The sequence below is a fragment of the Paraburkholderia jirisanensis genome (genome assembly GCF_054782355.1).
Genome location: NZ_BAAGSQ010000012.1, coordinates 130,672 through 147,862 on the forward strand (window position 1 = coordinate 130,672; position 17,191 = coordinate 147,862).

General features: G+C 64.7%; 21 protein-coding genes and 1 tRNA gene. 12 read left to right on the forward strand and 10 right to left on the reverse strand.

The window, feature by feature from the left end:
- The first annotated feature begins 258 nt into the window (after positions 1 to 258).
- Positions 259 to 900 carry a DUF2939 domain-containing protein gene (locus ACYVNQ_RS07255; RefSeq protein ID WP_460901810.1) on the forward strand — a complete coding sequence of 214 codons (642 nt, stop codon included), beginning with the start codon at positions 259 to 261 and terminating at the stop codon, positions 898 to 900.
- A gap of 54 nt (positions 901 to 954) precedes the next feature.
- Here ACYVNQ_RS07255 and ACYVNQ_RS07260 read toward each other — a convergent pair whose 3' ends face one another.
- Positions 955 to 1,419, reverse strand: coding sequence for a universal stress protein (locus tag ACYVNQ_RS07260; protein ID WP_460901811.1), 465 nt, complete (start codon positions 1,417 to 1,419; stop codon positions 955 to 957).
- 365 nt (positions 1,420 to 1,784) lie between these two features.
- Between ACYVNQ_RS07260 and nodI the strand changes: the two genes are divergently transcribed.
- Both nodI and ACYVNQ_RS07270 read left to right on the forward strand, forming a co-directional pair.
- A complete protein-coding gene (nodI, locus tag ACYVNQ_RS07265) occupies positions 1,785 to 2,699 on the forward strand; it encodes a nodulation factor ABC transporter ATP-binding protein NodI (RefSeq protein ID WP_460901812.1) in 915 nt (304 codons plus the stop codon).
- Between the two features lie 55 nt (positions 2,700 to 2,754).
- Positions 2,755 to 3,585: an ABC transporter permease gene (locus ACYVNQ_RS07270; protein WP_460901813.1), complete on the forward strand. Its 831-nt coding sequence runs from the start codon at positions 2,755 to 2,757 to the stop codon at positions 3,583 to 3,585.
- 13 nt (positions 3,586 to 3,598) lie between these two features.
- On the opposite strand, the gene ACYVNQ_RS07275 is transcribed toward ACYVNQ_RS07270, so the two are convergent.
- The 3 genes from ACYVNQ_RS07275 to mnmH all read right to left on the reverse strand — a co-directional run bounded on the left by ACYVNQ_RS07275 (position 3,599) and on the right by mnmH (position 6,632).
- Complete coding sequence (locus ACYVNQ_RS07275; RefSeq protein ID WP_460901814.1) at positions 3,599 to 4,021, reverse strand: hypothetical protein; 423 nt, start codon at positions 4,019 to 4,021, stop codon at positions 3,599 to 3,601.
- A 311-nt stretch (positions 4,022 to 4,332) separates the two neighbouring features.
- On the reverse strand, positions 4,333 to 5,385 hold the full coding sequence (locus tag ACYVNQ_RS07280; RefSeq protein ID WP_460901815.1) for a permease: 1,053 nt from the start codon (positions 5,383 to 5,385) through the stop codon (positions 4,333 to 4,335).
- A 155-nt stretch (positions 5,386 to 5,540) separates the two neighbouring features.
- Complete coding sequence (mnmH, locus tag ACYVNQ_RS07285) at positions 5,541 to 6,632, reverse strand: tRNA 2-selenouridine(34) synthase MnmH (RefSeq protein ID WP_460901816.1); 1,092 nt, start codon at positions 6,630 to 6,632, stop codon at positions 5,541 to 5,543.
- Between the two features lie 261 nt (positions 6,633 to 6,893).
- On the opposite strand from mnmH, the gene ACYVNQ_RS07290 reads away from it, so the two are divergent.
- The 7 genes from ACYVNQ_RS07290 (at position 6,894) to ACYVNQ_RS07320 (ending at position 11,611) form a co-directional block, all read left to right on the forward strand.
- The gene (locus ACYVNQ_RS07290; protein WP_460901817.1) at positions 6,894 to 8,330 is read left to right on the forward strand and encodes an MFS transporter; all 1,437 of its coding nucleotides are present in this window, start codon (positions 6,894 to 6,896) and stop codon (positions 8,328 to 8,330) included.
- 28 nt (positions 8,331 to 8,358) lie between these two features.
- On the forward strand, positions 8,359 to 8,571 hold the full coding sequence (locus ACYVNQ_RS07295; protein WP_460901818.1) for a DUF3820 family protein: 213 nt from the start codon (positions 8,359 to 8,361) through the stop codon (positions 8,569 to 8,571).
- A 299-nt stretch (positions 8,572 to 8,870) separates the two neighbouring features.
- Positions 8,871 to 9,872 carry a tRNA dihydrouridine(20/20a) synthase DusA gene (gene dusA / locus ACYVNQ_RS07300; RefSeq protein WP_460901819.1) on the forward strand — a complete coding sequence of 334 codons (1,002 nt, stop codon included), beginning with the start codon at positions 8,871 to 8,873 and terminating at the stop codon, positions 9,870 to 9,872.
- A gap of 86 nt (positions 9,873 to 9,958) precedes the next feature.
- Positions 9,959 to 10,034, forward strand: a tRNA-His gene (locus ACYVNQ_RS07305).
- Positions 10,035 to 10,272: 238 nt separating this feature from the next.
- Positions 10,273 to 10,635: a phage protein NinX family protein gene (locus ACYVNQ_RS07310; RefSeq protein ID WP_460901820.1), complete on the forward strand. Its 363-nt coding sequence runs from the start codon at positions 10,273 to 10,275 to the stop codon at positions 10,633 to 10,635.
- Positions 10,636 to 10,723: 88 nt separating this feature from the next.
- Positions 10,724 to 11,011 (forward strand): hypothetical protein, encoded by a 288-nt coding sequence (locus tag ACYVNQ_RS07315; protein WP_460901821.1) that lies wholly within the window; start codon positions 10,724 to 10,726, stop codon positions 11,009 to 11,011.
- 318 nt (positions 11,012 to 11,329) lie between these two features.
- Positions 11,330 to 11,611, forward strand: a complete 282-nt coding sequence (locus tag ACYVNQ_RS07320) for a hypothetical protein (RefSeq protein WP_460901822.1) — start codon at positions 11,330 to 11,332, stop codon at positions 11,609 to 11,611.
- A gap of 82 nt (positions 11,612 to 11,693) precedes the next feature.
- Here the strand turns inward: ACYVNQ_RS07320 and ACYVNQ_RS07325 are convergent, their stop codons facing one another.
- Positions 11,694 to 11,945, reverse strand: coding sequence for a DUF6566 family protein (locus ACYVNQ_RS07325; protein WP_460901823.1), 252 nt, complete (start codon positions 11,943 to 11,945; stop codon positions 11,694 to 11,696).
- A gap of 65 nt (positions 11,946 to 12,010) precedes the next feature.
- The gene (locus tag ACYVNQ_RS07330) at positions 12,011 to 12,208 is read right to left on the reverse strand and encodes a hypothetical protein (protein ID WP_460901824.1); all 198 of its coding nucleotides are present in this window, start codon (positions 12,206 to 12,208) and stop codon (positions 12,011 to 12,013) included.
- Positions 12,209 to 12,488: 280 nt separating this feature from the next.
- Between ACYVNQ_RS07330 and ACYVNQ_RS07335 the strand changes: the two genes are divergently transcribed.
- Entirely contained in the window at positions 12,489 to 12,749 is a 261-nt protein-coding gene (locus ACYVNQ_RS07335) for a hypothetical protein (RefSeq protein ID WP_460901825.1), read from the forward strand.
- A 96-nt stretch (positions 12,750 to 12,845) separates the two neighbouring features.
- On the opposite strand, the gene ACYVNQ_RS07340 is transcribed toward ACYVNQ_RS07335, so the two are convergent.
- Genes ACYVNQ_RS07340 through ssuD form a run of 4 tightly spaced genes read right to left on the reverse strand, consistent with a single transcriptional unit; the run spans position 12,846 to position 16,137 of the window.
- A complete protein-coding gene (locus tag ACYVNQ_RS07340) occupies positions 12,846 to 13,061 on the reverse strand; it encodes a TOBE domain-containing protein (protein ID WP_460901826.1) in 216 nt (71 codons plus the stop codon).
- 42 nt (positions 13,062 to 13,103) lie between these two features.
- On the reverse strand, positions 13,104 to 14,132 hold the full coding sequence (locus ACYVNQ_RS07345; RefSeq protein WP_460901827.1) for an ATP-binding cassette domain-containing protein: 1,029 nt from the start codon (positions 14,130 to 14,132) through the stop codon (positions 13,104 to 13,106).
- Positions 14,129 to 14,962, reverse strand: a complete 834-nt coding sequence (ssuC, locus tag ACYVNQ_RS07350) for an aliphatic sulfonate ABC transporter permease SsuC (RefSeq protein ID WP_460901828.1) — start codon at positions 14,960 to 14,962, stop codon at positions 14,129 to 14,131. The genes ACYVNQ_RS07345 and ssuC overlap by 4 nt, the downstream gene beginning before the upstream one ends.
- Positions 14,963 to 14,979: 17 nt before the next feature.
- The gene (ssuD, locus tag ACYVNQ_RS07355) at positions 14,980 to 16,137 is read right to left on the reverse strand and encodes an FMNH2-dependent alkanesulfonate monooxygenase (protein WP_460901829.1); all 1,158 of its coding nucleotides are present in this window, start codon (positions 16,135 to 16,137) and stop codon (positions 14,980 to 14,982) included.
- A gap of 575 nt (positions 16,138 to 16,712) precedes the next feature.
- Here ssuD and ACYVNQ_RS07360 point away from each other — a divergent pair.
- On the forward strand, positions 16,713 to 17,138 hold the full coding sequence (locus ACYVNQ_RS07360; protein WP_460901830.1) for a hypothetical protein: 426 nt from the start codon (positions 16,713 to 16,715) through the stop codon (positions 17,136 to 17,138).
- Positions 17,139 to 17,191 lie beyond the last annotated feature (53 nt).

Sequence of the window (17,191 nt, forward strand, 5' to 3'; positions counted from 1 at the left end):
ACGGCGGTAGGTCACGGCGGTCGGTCGCGGTGGTAACCCGCGCAGTCGCCGCCGCGCGCGGCGTAGACTGGCCGCCGCACCCGCAGCGCGGCGAGTGCGCTACATCGCGCCGTCCGCGCCACGGCCCGCGTGGATTCTTCATCCGGTCGGCATAGTGCGGGATCGTTTTTGCGCGCGCGGAGTCTAGTTGATTCCCACGTTCAATCCATGTCCCGCACGATGAAGGTTCGTACCGTCCGCGTTCACTCAAAATATTCGATGCAAGGCCGTTTCACACGGTCGATGGCGATCGCGCTGGTTATTCTGGCGATCGTCGCCGCGCTGGCGTTCGCTTATGCGTCGCCGTACATCGCGCTCGAACGGCTCAAGCGCGCCGCCGATGCGCGCGATGCGCAAACAGTCAATCAATACGTCGATTTTCCCGCGCTGCGCGACAGCCTCAAGCAGCAACTGGTCGGGCTGCTCCAGCGTCGGCTCGAAGGTTCGGGGCACGGCAATCCGCTCGCCGCGATCGGCGCGATGATCGGCGTCGCGGTGATCGGACCGCTGGTCGATGCGTATGCAACGCCAGATGGCGTCGCGGCACTGCTCAACGGCATGCCGCCACGCGGTGAACCGGGAGAACGGCCGCCCGCACCGCCCGATGCGAATTCCAACGTGGATAACGCCGGCGCAGGCACGTCGTCACCCGCACCGTCACCCGCGCAACCCAATGCGCAAGCCCCGGCGAATGCGCCTGACACGCCACCGCAGCCGCCGCAAACCACGGCCGGCTATCGCGGCATCAACGAGTTCGTCGTCACCTACCGGCACGGCGTCGGCGACACGCGCTATGCGGCAATTTTGCGTCGCGAAGGTTTGTTCTCGTGGAAGCTCGCGGCGGTCGATCTGGCCGACTGACGCCCGTTCCCGGCAAATGCACGCCGGCGGCCAGATAGCTCCGGCCGACCCCGCTTACGCAGCCGCCGCCGCCTGCTCGCCCGGCGCCGAGCAGGCCACCAGAATGCTGCACGACACGCGATCGAGCAGCGGCGTGTTGCCCGCCCCCATCCACCAGCGCGACAAGCCCGTGCGGCAGCGATGGCCGACCACCACCAGATCCACCTTCAACTCTTCGGCCAGCGCCGCGATCTCGTCGATCGGATGACCGAACGCGAAGTGCCCCTGGGCACTGACGCCGCGCTCGGTCAGCCAGTCGACGCCTTCCTGCAGGATCTCGCGCGCGGTTTTTTCGAAGCTCCCGCACGCGACGTCGGTCAACAGCCCGGCGCTTTGCGCGATGCTCGAGCGCATGTCGACCACCGACAGCAAATGCGTTTCGGCTTTCAGATCGAGCGCCAGATCCGCGCCGCAGCGCAGTGCCTTGCGCCCTTCGCGCGAGCCGTCGTAGCACAGCAGAATCTTGTTGTAGCTCGCCATCGTGGATCTCCCTCCCGCGTGGATCGCGGTCTCGAAACAATCATGGTGCGCCGCAATTGCGCTTGCAAGGCGTGGAAAACGCTAACTGTCCGCAGCACGCCTGAGCGGCGCTGCCGCACTGCGGGATGACCCTGCCGCGGGCCGCGGACGCATGGTTGCGCTCGCCGGCACGGTGCGCCGATAGCCTAGAATAGGCTGCCCTTCACGGGTCTCAGCGCGCTTGCGCACGTTCGCCGGACGGCACCCGCAACGCGACGCGCGGGGCTGTCTGCGCGGCCACACAGTGAGCATGCGGACCGTGTGGCAGCTCACACAGCGCGCCGCGCCCAAGCTTCCTTGCATCCTTATCGAGCCATCGCCGATTTATGACCGAAGCCGCCATCGAATTTCATCGTGTCAAAAAGCACTACGGCGGCAAGGCGGTAGTCGACGATCTGTCGTTCGACGTGCGCCCCGGCGAATGTTTCGGACTGCTCGGCCCGAATGGCGCCGGCAAGACCACCACGCTGCGCATGCTGCTCGGTATTGCCGCGCCCGATGCCGGCTCGATCCGTCTGTGCGGCGAACCGATACCGGCGCGCGCGCGTCATGCCCGCACGCGCGTCGGCGTGGTGCCGCAGTTCGACAATCTCGATCCGGACTTCACCGTGCGCGAGAACCTGCTGGTATTCGGCCGCTATTTCGGTCTGTCGACCGGCGATACGCGCGCGCTGGTGCCGTCGCTGCTGGAGTTCGCGCGGCTCGAGCACAAGGCCGATGCGCGGGTCAGCGAACTGTCGGGTGGCATGAAGCGGCGCCTGACGCTGGCGCGCGCGCTGGTCAACGACCCCGACGTGCTGGTAATGGACGAACCCACTACCGGCCTCGATCCGCAGGCACGTCATCTGATCTGGGAGCGCCTGCGCTCGCTGCTGTCGCGCGGCAAGACGATTCTGCTGACCACCCATTTCATGGAAGAAGCCGAACGCCTGTGCGACCGGCTGTGCGTAATCGAAGAAGGACGCAAGATCGCCGAGGGCGCACCGAAGGAGCTGATTGCCGCGGAGATCGGCTGCGATGTGATCGAAGCGTACGGCGCGGATCCGTTCGCGCTGCGCGACGAACTGGCGCCGCTCGCGGTGCGCACCGACATCAGCGGCGAGACGTTGTTCTGCTATGTCAACGACCCGCAACCGGTGCTGGCGCGGCTCAAGCAGCGTAACGATCTGCGCTATCTGCACCGGCCCGCGAACCTCGAAGACGTATTCCTGCGCCTGACCGGCCGGGACATGCAGGAATAGCGGCGGCACGCGCCGCGCGCGGCGCCCGTCAAACACTCACACACCCACCTTCCCCATGGACGCACGCTCCTACGACCCACCCGATCGCCCGATGAAGCCGGCACACGAACGCTTCGCCGCGCTGCCGGCGAATGCCGCGAACTGGTTCGCCGTATGGCGCCGCAACTACCTGGTGTGGCGCAAGCTCGCGCTGGCATCGATGTTCGGCAATCTGGCCGACCCGATGATCTACCTGTTCGGGCTCGGCTTCGGGCTGGGCCTGATGGTCGGACGCGTGGATGGCGTGTCGTATATCGCGTTTCTGGCGGCGGGCACGGTCGCTTCGAGCGTGATGATGTCGGCCAGCTTCGAATCGATGTATTCGGGATTTTCGCGGATGCATGTGCAGCGCACATGGGAAGCGATCATGCACACGCCAATGACGCTCGGCGATATCGTGCTGGGGGAAATTGTCTGGTCGGCCAGCAAGTCGGTGCTGTCCGGTGTTGCGATTCTGCTGGTGGCCGGCGCGCTCGGTTACGCGCAATTTCCGTCGACGCTCGTCGTGTTGCCGGTGATCCTGCTTGCCGGACTTGCGTTCGCGAGCCTCGCGATGATCGTCACGGCACTTGCGCCGTCGTACGACTTTTTCATGTTTTATCAGACGCTCGCGCTCACGCCGATGCTGCTGCTATCGGGCGTGTTCTTCCCGGTGTCGCAGTTGCCGGCCGCCGCGCGCTTCGCGACAGAATTGCTGCCGCTCACGCATGCGGTCGACCTGATCCGGCCGGCAATGCTCGGCCGGCCGATCGACGACGCGGCGCTGCACGTCGCCGTGCTGGTGTTTTACACGATCGTGCCGTTCCTGATTTCGGCGGTGCTGCTGCGGCGCCGGATGATGCGCTGAGCGCCAGCGCGCATCAATCTTCGTCGTCGGACCACGGAATCTCGACGTCGGACACGAACTCGACCGTCGCGAACGGACCGCCTTCCTGGCGTCCCTGCTTGCCGTCGGCGCGATGCCATTCGACGCGGAACACGGTGCCCGGCTGATCCGCCAGCAGACGCACGGTGCGCACTTCGTCGGGATCGGACTCTTCGACCGGGCCGTCGAGCGAGATCAGAAGCGCCTGCGGCCATACGCCGTCAGCCGGATCGTAAATGCGGTCGCCATCCGGAATGGATGTAAAAGCGTCCACGCCGATGGTCGCCGATGCATCGACGATCATCTTGCCCAACGCGCGCAACAGCGCGGTTGCGCGGGCCGAATTGGCCTGGCGGATCGCGAGGTCCCCGCGCGTCAGCGCCTGCTCGAGCTTCGGGTTCGTCTTCTGTTGCGCCATGCGTTTTTCCTGAATTCGTACGTTCTTATGTATGACGGGCCTGCCCTCGGAGGCTCGACCGCCCGCCGCAGCGGGTTGCCGCGGCCTTTTTGGGGTTTGCATCGTACCATCTGCACCCGGCACGGTTGCAATACCCACGGCTGTAATGCCCACTGCTGTAATACCGGCTAACGCACATAGACGTCCGTGCGCGCGCCAGTTCACCCAGTTTAGGATGAGATCGGCCAATGGGAGACCGCTATCTGCCTTGCTTCGGTGCCGCAATGCAGTCCGCATCGACCGTGCCTGCCTGCGCGCGCACCTGCCGCCGTCTAGAAGCCGAGACCTACCGCGAGCAGCCCCGCGACAATACCCAGGCCGACCACCGCAACCGCGACCACGGCCAGCAGGCGCGGCCGGAACGAGCGCGCAAGCATCGCCAGCGACGGCACGCTGATCGGCGGCAGCGTCAGCAGCAGCGCGCCCGCCGGCCCAACGCCCATGCCCAGTGCGAGCATGGCCTGGATGATCGGCACCTCGCCCGCCGTCGGGATCACGAACAGCATGCCGGCCACCGCGAAAGCCACGATCCAGCCGATTTCGTTGCCGATCTGCGGGCCGATATGCGGAAACAGCCACGCACGCGCCGCGCCGAGCAGCAGGATCAGCACCAGATATTCGGGCACGAGGCGCACCACCATGCGCGCGAGAATCGCGAGCCAGCGCGCGAACGCATGGCCCTGCTGCTGTTCGACGACCAGTTGGGCCAGCCGCGCATCGGCCGCCTGCGCTTCGTGCGGCGCGACAAGGCGATTCACCAGATAGCCGAGACCGAACACCATCAGCAGGCCCAACGCGAGCCGCAAACCCACCCACTGCCAGCCGAGCACGAAGCCCATGAAGATCAGCGTGGCCGGATTGAGCACCGAGTTGCCGAGCCAGAACGCGATGGCGCCCCCCGGCGACGCTTCGCGCGCCCGCAGGCCGACCACCACCGGCGCGGCGCAGCAGGTGCACATCATGCCGGGGATCGCCAGCAGGCCGCCTGCCGCGACACTGCCGAAACCCGTCTTGCCGAGCAGCTTCGCCACCCAGTGCGCGGGCAGCAAGGCCTGCACGGCGGAGCCGAGCAGCAGGCCAAGCACCATCGCCTGCCAGATCGCCTTGCCATAGGCGAGCGCGTAGCCGAGCGCAGCCGACAGCGACGGCTGCGGGGCGCTGGTCTCATGCCCCATCAGGATCGAAGAACCGATCGAATGGGTCGACGCCGCGGTGAACGCGCGGTTGTAGTACGGGAACCACTTCACATAGAAAAGGCCTGCAACGGCAAGCAGCAGAAAGACCATCCATCCTGCGGCAGGATTGGCTTGGCGCGTGGTGTTCATTTTTGATTATTCCGGTTGTCGTTGATTGCTGTTTTATAGGTGTCGATGCGGCTGGCTGCAACGGTCTGGATGCAATGGCCTGGGCCGCTGCCGCACGTTGCCGCACGTTGCCGGCGCGCAGCGTACGGCGTGCGGCGCGCGCGACCCGCGATGCCCTACACCACCGCGCCGAGCGGCTGCGCGACGCCATCCTTGTCACGCACCGTCAACTGTTCGAGTAGTGCGCGCGCCTGGCTCACGGTATCGGCGGCGGTCGGTCTGAAGGTGAAATGCCCCGCCTCTTCGAGCCGCTTGAAATGCTTGCGGCTGCTGCGCTGATAAGCCGGATCGTAGTGGCGCTCGAGCAATTCGTGCAGCAATTCGCCGCGTGCGTCGTCGTCGATCATTTGCTGCCAGCGCAGCACCTGCGCATGGCTATGCAGCCCCACCAGATGGCCGAGCTGCTGCTTGAATACCGCCGGCTCGTCGAGCAGATGCCCGTAGTCGTCGAGCAAAAACGCCACGCGCTCGTCGAGGGGCGCGCGCACCTCGATGCACGCGCCGCGGTGAAAGCGCTCGAGCAGCGCATCAGGCAACGCGATCGCGCCGATGCGGCGGCTCTCCGATTCGATAAACACCGGCCGCGCCGGATCCAGTTGCGCGAGCGCGCCGACCAGCGCGGTATCGAACGCCTTCTGCGACGGCTGCGGCTGCCCCGGCCATGCGCCAAGCAGCGAACCGCGATGACGCGCGAGACCTTCGAGATCGAGCACCTGCGCGCCCGCCTCGCGCAGCGCGTGTAGCAGGCGTGTCTTGCCGGTGCCGGTATGACCGACCAGCACGATGTAATCGAAACTGCCGGGTCGTTCAACGAGCGTGTCGACCACCGAGCGCCGGTACGTCTTGTAGCCGCCGTCGAGCTGCCGCGCCTGCCAGCCGATCATGTTGAACAGCGTCGTAACCGAGCCGGAACGCTTGCCGCCGCGCCAGCAATAGACGAGCGGACGCCAGTTGCGCGGCCGCTCGGCGAAGGTCGTATCCAGATGCAGCGCGATGTTGCGCGCGGCCATTGCCGCGCCGACGCGGGTCGCCTCGAACGGCGAGACCTGCTTGTACATCGTGCCTACGATGACGCGCTCTTCGTTGGTCAGCACCGGCGCGTTGATTGCGCCGGGGATGTGATCCTCGGCGTACTCGAGCGGCGTGCGCACATCGATCACTTCATCGAAACGCGACAGCTCATTGAGCGGCGCAAGCAGATTCTTCAATTGGACGACACATAGTGAACTGGGACTTGCGCTCGCCGCCTGCGGCGGGCGCGTGAACATCGAATTATCGCATGCGACGTCGTGGCTGGTTAGGCGCAGCGCGCCAGCATGTCGGCGCGGCGTCCCTGGAACGCCGCGTGCCCCAATACGATGCAAAAACACCGCATCAGCCCGTCGCGTCGTTAGAATGTCGCTCCGATGCCGCGCCATCACGCCTGTCACGGTGTTTTCCAAGGTGCGTTTTTAACCGTCCGGAGCGTAATGCAGATGTCAGATTCGCCACCCGCCGCCGCCCGATCAGGCACTTCGTCGCTGATCGTGATGCTCGTCGCCGCGGCGTACTTCATGGAGAATCTCGACGGCACGATCATCGCCACCGCGCTGCCGCAAATGGCACGCTCATTCAATGTGCATCCGGTCGATCTGAGCATCGGCATCACGTCGTATCTGCTGACGCTCGGCGTGTTCATCCCGATCAGCGGCTGGGCCGCCGACCGCTTCGGCGTACGCAACGTGTTCACCGCGGCGCTCGCGGTGTTCGTCGCGGCGTCGATGGCGTGCGGCATGGCCGACGGACTGGTCAGCTTTACTGCGGCGCGCATCCTGCAAGGCATCGGCGGCGCGATGATGGTGCCGGTCGGGCGGCTCGCGGTGCTGCGCGTCACGCCGAAAGAACAGCTGATGCGCGCCATCGCGATCATCACCTGGCCCGGACTGGCCGCACCGGTGATCGGGCCGCCGCTCGGCGGCTTCATCACCACGTACTCGTCGTGGCGCTGGATCTTCTATCTGAATCTGCCGCTCGGCCTCGTTGCGCTCGTGCTCGCGTGGCGCTTCGTGCGCAACCCGGACGATGCGCCGCAGCGTCCGTTCGATACGCCCGGCTTCGTGTTGTGTGCGCTCGCAGGCACCGTGATCATGTATGCGATGGAACTGCTCGGCCGCGCCGACACACAGTGGCAGCAGGCGCTCGGCTTCCTCGCGCTCGGCTGCGCGGCGGGCGCCGGCGCACTCTGGCATCTGCGCCGCACGCGGCATCCGGTGGTCGATCTGTCGGCGTTGCGCGTGAAGACCTTTGCGGTATCGATGGCCGGAGGTTCGCTGTTTCGCATCTCGATCAGCGCAGTGCCGTTCCTGTTACCGTTGATGTTCCAGGTCGGCTTCGGCATGAACGCGTTCCACTCGGGGCTGCTGACGCTCGCGGTGTTTGCCGGCAATCTGGCGATGAAGGTCGGGTCGACCCAGTTGATGCGGCGCTACGGCTTTCGCACCGTGCTGCTGGTGAATGGCGTGCTGGCCGCGCTGTCGCTCGCGGTGATGAGCCTGCTTACGATCGATACGCCGTACTGGCTGACTGTCGCCGTGCTGTTTGTCAGCGGGCTGGTGCGCTCGCTGCAGTTCGGCGCGTTCAATACGCTGAGCTTCGCCGACGTGCCCAAGCCGCAGATGAGCGGCGCCTCGACGCTGTCGAGCACCATGCAGCAACTGACGATCGGCATGGGCGTGGCGTTGGGCGCGATTGCGCTGCGGGTGGCTGCGTGGCTGCACGGGCACGGCGCGCAAACCGTAACGAGCGCGGATTTCAGCGTGGCGTTTTTGCTGGTGTCGGTGGTCGGGTTTGCGTCGATCATCGATGTGTTCGGACTCGACGCCCGCGCCGGCGCGCATGTCAGCGGCCATTCGGCTTCGCGCACCTAGCGCAGTACGTTATTGACGAAAACTGAAGATGAAAACCGAAGACTTCGAACTGCTCGTCACGCGTGTGATGCCCTTCGGCAAATACAAGGACCGGGTTATCGCCGATCTGCCGGGCCACTATCTGAACTGGTTCGCGCGCGAGGGCTTTCCGCCCGGCGAAATCGGCCGGCTGATCGCGCTGATGCATGAAATCGACCACAACGGCCTGAAGTCGCTGCTCGATCCGCTACGCAGGAAATAATTACGCCGCACCCGAGGGACTTGTCACGTTCACGACATGAAGCCGCCTATAGCGCACACTTTCGTAACGATTTGTCATTTTCGCGGCTTGTAATCCGCCTTTTAAGCAGATACTGTAGTTGCCGCGCTTGATCTCCAAGGAACCTTTTCATGCGCAACCCCGCTCCCGACTTTTAGCGGGGTTTTTTTTGCCTTGAGCAGGGCGCCGCCGCGCAGATCGCGCGATGCGTCGACAGCCGGATCGCGCGTCTACGTTAAAATTGCGGATTCCGTCGTTTGCCCTGCGTTGGGCTTCTTCTTATGTCATCCGCTCAAGCCCCCAGTCCTCGCCGCGTCAGCGTGGCACCGATGATGGACTGGACCGACCGCCATTGCCGCTATTTTCATCGCGCGATCTCGCACCATACGTGGCTGTACACGGAAATGGTCACGACCGGCGCGCTGATCCACGGCGACGTCGCGCGGCATCTCGCCTTCACCGCAACGGAGGCGCCGGTCGCGCTGCAACTGGGCGGCAGCGAGCCCGACGACCTCGCGCGCGCGGCCAGGCTCGGCGAACAGTGGGGCTACGACGAGATCAACCTGAATTGCGGCTGCCCGTCCGAGCGCGTGCAGCGCGGCGCCTTCGGCGCGTGCCTGATGAACGAACCACAACTGGTTGCCGATTGCGTGAAGGCGATGCGCGATGCGGTTGCGTTGCCGGTCACGGTCAAGCATCGGATCGGCGTCGATGCAGTCGAAGAGTATGGGTTCGTGCGCGACTTTGTCGGCACGATTGCCGATGTGGGTTGCGACGTGTTTATCGTGCACGCGCGCAATGCGATTCTCAAAGGCTTGAGCCCGAAAGAGAACCGTGAGATTCCGCCGCTGAAGTACGACTACGCTTATCGGCTCAAGCGCGATTTTCCGCAGCTCGAGATCATCATCAACGGCGGCATCAAGACGCTCGACGAAGTCGAGCTGCATCTGCAGCACGTCGACGGTGTGATGCTGGGCCGCGAGGCGTATCACAACCCGTACGTGCTCGCCGAAGTCGACCGGCGCTTTTATGGCGCGGTCACCGCCGTGCCGACGCGCGAAGAAATCGAAGCGAAGCTGATCGCGTACTGCGCCGCCGAACTGGCGCGCGGCAACTATCTCGGTGCGATCACGCGCCATGTGCTCGGCCTGTATCGCGGCGAGGCCGGTGCGCGCGGCTGGCGCCGCGTGCTGTCCGATAGCCGCAAGCTCGCTGCACGCGATCTCGCGATCTTCGACGAAGCGCGGCAGCATTTGCGCGAGCCTGTCGAAATCTTCGAATAAGGGCTAGGCAAACGCCAATCGTGTTTGTATAATCTCGCTTCTTGATCGGCAAGCCAGTTCTGGCAAGCCAAGCAGATGTCCCAGTGGTGGCTGTAGCTCAGTTGGTAGAGTCCAGGATTGTGATTCCTGTCGTCGTGGGTTCGAGTCCCATCAGCCACCCCATGTTTCCCTCAAGCTTGCTCTTCCCCTCCCCGTTGCGTCGACTACGCGACATCCGGGGTGCGAGCTCGCATGTCGTCGTACGCATTGCCGGTCGTCAAGGTTCACGCGTTGTTGGCTGCTCTGTCAGACCCGCCGTTGGCCCCTCGCACCGATGCTGCGCGCAGCCTGACGCCGCAATCAGCATCCTTCGCCGACAGACGCTACTATCCGAATTGCCGTTGCAATCCAAGGAGAACAAATGAAGGTTGCCGAATTGCAAGGCCCATTGCTCGACTACTGGGTCGCACGCGTCGCGCAGTTGCCGCAACCGCGCGTCGACGACGGCTTCTGCTGGATCGAGGAACCCGCGTGCGATGGCGATCCGGCCAGCGCGCTCGAAGCGGCCTATGCGCCGTCGACCGACTGGATGCATGGTGGCCCGATCATCGAGCGCGAGCATCTGTGCATCGGCTTCACTGAACAGAACGGCTGGGGTGCCGGTACCGCCGCCGACGCGCCGCACTTCGGCAGCCATGGCGTCACCCCGTTGATCGCCGCGATGCGCTTTTATGTCGCCCGGCAGTACGGTGACCAGGTGCCCGACGAAGAAGGAATCGCCTAGCCTACGCTGTCGCGCGCCGCACCTGTGCGCACCGGTTCCGAACCGCGCTGCATGCTAGGATCTCTGCAAATCGCCGCGGGAGCCTGCCATGTGGGATCGAATCGAGCACGACGGTTTCGAGATCTGGGTGCTGCCGGTGCTGGCGTACGGGCCGCCCGCGCCCACCACGCTGTGGCACTACACCGCGTACTATTGCCGGCACGGCGCCGACGCGCATCTGGCAGGCCAAAGCACCCGCTTCCAGGAAATGGTCACGACCTTTCGCAGTGAAGACGAGGCGCGCGACGCCGGATATGCGGAAGGCCGCAGGCTGGTCGATCTGATGCCGCATGCGGCTGCGTCACGGAGCACAAGCGGGAGCACAAGCGGCGCCTGATGCCGCTGCCAGCTCGCAAAACCACTGTGGCGAGCACTTCTTCAGCATCCCTGCCCGACCCTACTCTGCCCAGGGCCAAATTCTCCGCAAGTTCCGCCATCAACGATTCATTTCCGTCGGAATAAAGCGCCCACATTTCGGGAAACCCACGCCAGACAAGGCCCGGGGATTGTTTCGATTGACAGAATAGTAATTTCGAGATATCGGACACAAAGTTTCGATAGTACGGGTATACACTCCGTTCCCATCGATGTCGCGACACCCTGTTCGAAGCAACTCAAGCGACGTCTCCCTGTATCGAAACTTATTGGAGCTGTCATGAAAACCACCAAACTCATCGCTGCTGTCCTGATCGCTGCCTCGGCTGCTGCTGCCGCTCCGGCATTCGCAAGCGGCTACGGCCCGGCACCGTTCTACCGCCCGGCCGTTGGCGCGCCGGCTTCGCAACGCGGCCAAAGCGCACAAACCGTCGCGGCTGAAGAACAGCAAGCCACCGACAATTCGGTTGCTTACGGTGGCGTGCATGAAGGCACGACGCAAGCCGGCAACCGTGCGTCGGAACCGACTTCGGGCCGCGGCTCGGTGTTCTTCGGCCACTAAGCCAGGCGCTGCAAGCAGTCTGCTGTAGTAAAAACCGGGCGTTCGAAATCGAACGCCCGGTTTTTTTATTTGAGTCCTGCGCTCAAGTCCCCGCGGACGCGAGTTCGCCATCTATTGCGCCTCGTCCCGCACGCAACGCTGCTTGTGCTGCCGCTCGCTCAGTCTGCCAGAAGCCGTCGATCGCGACGAGCCGCCAGTCCAGCACCGTCGTCCCGTCCTTCAGCACGCGGAAATGCGCCTTGACGCCGGTGAGCACCTGCTCCACCGCGACTTCGATGTCGTATTCCCTGTAGCGCTCGTGGTAGTCGCCCATGTCGAGCCCGGTCGGCTCCATAGCTGGCTCCTTCAGTATCTCCGGCAGAGCACGGCTCTGTTTTCGTTCGACGCGCACCCCGATGCTCAGTCGCAATCGCCCGACAAGTACTTTCTGCCGTCACAGGTAATTTCGACCCCACCGCTGCCGGCCTTCGCCACCAGCCCGGCGCCCAGCAACTCGGCGACCACCGTCACAGGCAGCGGCTCGGCCGCCTCGCCGGTTTGCATGTCGTTCAATTGACGCAACGTGTCGATTGCATCGGGACTCAACGCTTTCGTCATTACAACCTCCGCAAGCTAGGGGAATCGCCGCAATTTGTCGTTGGAGTCCTGAGTGGCGGGAGTTTCGGCCGTTCAGGCCGGTCGGCTGCAGGTCTGCGTTGCCTGCTGTTGAAGGAGCGTGCTCGATTCATGCTAGCACTTCCGACAGATCTTGCCGGTGCGTTAGCGACCCGAGCGGCCTGAACCGACGGCGCGCTCGTGCCTTGCATGCCGATCGATCGGCAGTTTTTTGCGATGTGCGAGATCGACGACAGAAGTCTTGCTAACAAAGGGAGAGCGAATGAACAGGCTAGACAAACTGCGCATACTGGCAGCAAGCGCCGCGCTGTGGTCCATCGCAGCGTGGCAAAGTGCCGGCGCGCTGGCGCAGACCGCGCCCGCGCAGCCGGCGCCCGATAGCGGTGCATCGATGGTCAAGCCGCCGTCGGCGGCTTCCGGCGGGTCGAACAATCCGGACAATATGCCCGTCAAGAAACCGCAAGTGCCGACCAACGACAAGATGATGCGTGCGCCGCCGGCAAGCGCTGTAAACGCGAAATAAGCACCGTGTGACGGCGCTTATCGCACAAGCGAGGCGCTGATAACGACCGCGCACGCGCGGCGCGAGCCACGCGCTGCCTGCTACCTCAGGCACGCGTCAGATACGCGCGATCGACACTTCCGTCGACTTCACCAGCGCGATCACTTCCGCGCCGATGCCGAGTTCGAGTTCGTCGATCGAACGCGTCGTGATCACCGACGTGACGATGCCGAACGGCGTCTCGACATCGACCTCCGACACGACCGGCCCGCGGATGATTTCCTTGATCTTGCCTCTGAACTGATTGCGCACGTTGATTGCGGCGATGCCCATTGTGGTTAGCTCCCTGAAAAAATTGACGAAAACGGCTTGCGCTTATATGGCCCAGCGCGCGTCGGTCGGACGTATGAGCGGCGCGACAGTTGATCCGGCCTGCACAGCAGCCGCCTCTTGCGCCGCTGTGTGAGGTTCACTGCCGCTGCCCAGCACGCGCTGCAACACCCGTGCTTCGATTGCCGCAAAACCCACCGACGCACGCTCGCGCGGACGCGCCAGCGGCACCGGCTGATCGAGCGCGATGCGCCCTTCATCGATCAACAGGATGCGATCGGCAAGCGCCACGGCTTCATGCACATCGTGCGTGACGAGCAGTGCCGTGAAGCGATGCTCACGCCATAGCCGTTCGATCAGCGCATGCATTTCGATGCGCGTGAGCGCGTCGAGCGCGCCCAACGGTTCGTCGAGCAGCAGCAACTGCGGCCGGTGCACCAGCGCGCGCGCCAGCGCCACGCGTTGCCGCTGGCCGCCGGACAATTGCGCGGGCCAGTCGTTCGCGCGTTCGGCGAGACCCACTTCGGCGAGCACCGCGCGCGCATCTTCGCGTGCACCGCGGCCAAGGCCGAGCATCACGTTTTGCAGCACGCTTTTCCACGGCAGCAGACGCGCATCCTGGAACATGATGCGGGTGTCGAACGCGGCGCTGCCCGCTGCGCCGGCATGCTTTTCGACACTGCCCGCGCTCGGCGTCTCGAGTTCCGCAACGAGCCGCAGCAGCGTCGATTTCCCGCAGCCGCTACGCCCGACGATCGCGACGAAACTGCCGCGCTCGATCGACAGGTCGAAGTCCGCCAGCACCGTGCGTTCGCCATACTGCTTGCGCACGCCGCGCAATTCGACGGAGACATCCGACGCGCGCTGCCGCTCGAGCGCATGCGCGCCGGTCGCGTCGCCCGTCGTGCGCGGCCGCGTTGCGCCGCGCGGTTCGCGCGCGGCATACGCATCCTGACGATCGCTGTCGCCGGTCGGCGCGGCTGCCCGCCCGCGGCCATGCAGTTGTGCCAGTTCAGCCTCCAGATCGGCGCCGGAGATCTCGCCGAACGATGCGGACAAACCCGTTGCACTCATGCCTTCGCTCCTCGTTGATAGGCGGGATGCCAGCGCAGCGTGACCCGCTCGAGCGCCTTGGCGAGCAGATCGGCCAGCTTGCCCAGCACCGCGTACAGCAGAATCCCGACCACCACCACATCGGTCTGCAAAAACTCGCGTGCGTTCATCGTCATGTAGCCGATGCCCGATTGCGCGGAGATCGTTTCGGCGACGATCAGCGTGACCCACATCAGCCCGAACGCGAAACGCACACCGACCAGGATCGAAGGCAACGCGCCCGGCAGGATCACCTCGCGATACAGCGCGAAGCCCTTGACGCCATAACTGCGCGCCATTTCGACCAGATTCGCGTCGACCGAGCGGATGCCGTGAAACGTATTCACGTAGATCGGAAAGAACACGCCGAGCGCGACGAGAAACACCTTCGCCTGCTCGTCGATGCCGAACCACAGGATCACGAGCGGAATCATCGCGAGCGCGGGGATATTGCGGATCATCTGCACGGTCGAGTCGAGGGCGATCTCGGCCGGCTTGAACACGCCGGTCGCCACGCCCAGCACGAAGCCGATGCCGCCGCCGATCGCGAACCCCGACAGCGCACGCCACGTGCTGACCTTCACGTCGGCCCACATCTCGCCGGACTGGATCAGCGACCACGCGGCCTTCAGCACCGCGAGCGGTTCGGGCAGCACACGGGTCGACAGCACGCCGCTGCGCGCGGCGAGCTCCCACGCGATGAGGATCGCAAGCGGCACGATCCATGGCGCGGCGCGCCGGCCGTAGGATGCAAGGCGCACTGCAACGTTCGACGCAGTGCGTGGCGCTCCACCAGACAAGCTTCGGGACATGACGAACACTCCTCGCTTCAGCTTTGCGCGGCTTTCGGCGCGTAGTGGTTGCCGACGATTTCGCCGAACGGTCCCGACAGCGGCCCGCTGACGCTGGCGCGCTGCCGCCCGGGCAACAGCGGAAACACCAGTTCAGCGAAGCGATACGACTCTTCCAGATGCGGATAGCCGGACAGAATGAAGGTTTCGATGCCGAGTTCCGCATACTCCCGCATGCGCGCCGCGACCTGCTCCGGATTGCCGACCAGCGCGGTGCCCGCGCCGCCGCGCACCAGCCCGACGCCGGCCCACAGATTCGGGTACACCTCGAGCACGTCGCGTCCGCCGCGCTTGCCGCCATGCAGCGCGGCCATGCGGCGTTGGCCCTCCGAGTCCATCTTCGCGAACGCGGTCTGCGCACGCGCGACCGTATCGTCGTCGAGGCGGCTGATCAGCCGGTCGGCCGCGGCCCATGCTTCCTCTTCGGTTTCGCGCACGATCACATGCAGGCGAATCCCGAAGCGGATCTGCCGGCCATGCTGGGCGGCCCGCGCGCGAATATCGGCGATCTTCTTCGCGACTGCCTCAGGCGGCTCGCCCCACGTCAGATACGTATCGATGTGCTCGCCCGCCATTTCATGCGCGGCCGGCGACGAACCGCCGAACCACAGCGGCGGATGCGGATTCTGCACCGGCGGATACAGCACCTTGCCGCCCTTCGACGTCAGATGCCGGCCGATAAAATCGAGCGATTCGCCGCGATGCGCGCTGGTCAGCAGACCGCGCCAGATACGCAGGAACTCGTCGGTGATCTCATAGCGCGTGTCGTGATCGACGAACAGGCCATCGCCTTCGAGCTCGGCCGTGTCGCCGCCGGTCACCACGTTGATCAGCAGCCGGCCACCCGACAGCCGGTCGAAGGTCGAGGCCATGCGCGCCGACAGCCCCGGCGACGCGATGCCCGGACGGATCGCCACCAGGAACTTGAGCCGGCGCGTGACCGGAATCAGGCTCGACGCCACCACCCATGCGTCCTCGCACGAACGCCCGGTAGGTAGCAACACGCCCTCGTAGCCGAGCGTATCGGCGGCGACGGCGATCTGCTGGAAATAGCTGAAATCGGCGGCACGCGCGCCCTCGGACGTGCCGAGATAACGACTGTCGCCGTGCGTGGGAATGAACCAGAAAACATTCATCTGCTTGCCTTATGTGCCGGAATGCCGGACAGGATCGAATCAGGTTGAGTGAGGCGCGCTGGCGACGAATACAAACCGCGAACCGCGACGCACCGTGACGAACCGCGCGCGGACCGCGCATGAGCTGCGCCTGCGACACGCGAGCGCACGCCGCCGGCCGCGCATGCTTACGTCGCAGCACAGAAAACGCGATGGAATAGAGGGCTCGCGCTAACAGCGCGGATGCGAGCGCATGCGTAACGCGTGTGGACTCGCGCAGACCGGCACAGGACAGGACATCGCGGCAGCTTCCCTCGTTGAAGACGACCCGCGCATCGAACGCATCGGATCAGAAAACGACGGCGTCAACGCCGTCTGCATGGGAAAACAGTCTATGGATCGAGGCTTCTGTTTTGAACGATTTTTTTGAGCTTAGGTTTTCCGCTTTCGTGCTTTATCCCACGCTGCTGCGTACGCAGACCATCAATGCGTACCGGATCGCACAGCACCGCCGATATAATGACGCACGTTTTTCGACAATCCCGCACGGCCGCGCGCAAGCCCGGTATCGGCCCTGCTCAAGGCGTTGGCAACAGATGCAAAAACTTATCCTGCCGTTCGTGTCCGGATTTCTCGCGTCGCTGTTTTTTCACGAAGCGACCTTGGGGCTGCTGCACGCCGCCGGCATGATCGACCTGACCGGCTTCTCCACTGCGCCATTCGCGCCACTCGGGATGCCCGAGTTCATCGCCAATGCGATCTGGAGCGCGCTGTGGGGCGTGTTGATGGCCTGGCTGCTGCGCGTGTCGCCGGAACGCGCCGCGCCGTGGGTGCCCGCGTTTCTGTTCGGCGGCATCGTACTGACCGCGGGCAGCGTGTTCGTGGTCGATCCGGTGCGCGGCATCTGGCCGAGCGGCAATATGTTGCCGCGCCTCGCGGTGGGTTTCGCGGCCAATGCGATGTGGGGCTGGGGGGCACTGGTGTTTATGCGTGCGTTCATGGCGCGCGACGGTGACGCGTAGCAGCCGTCCGGGCAAGACAGGTTGACGGTGGAAAACCGCCCCAGCCCGATCAG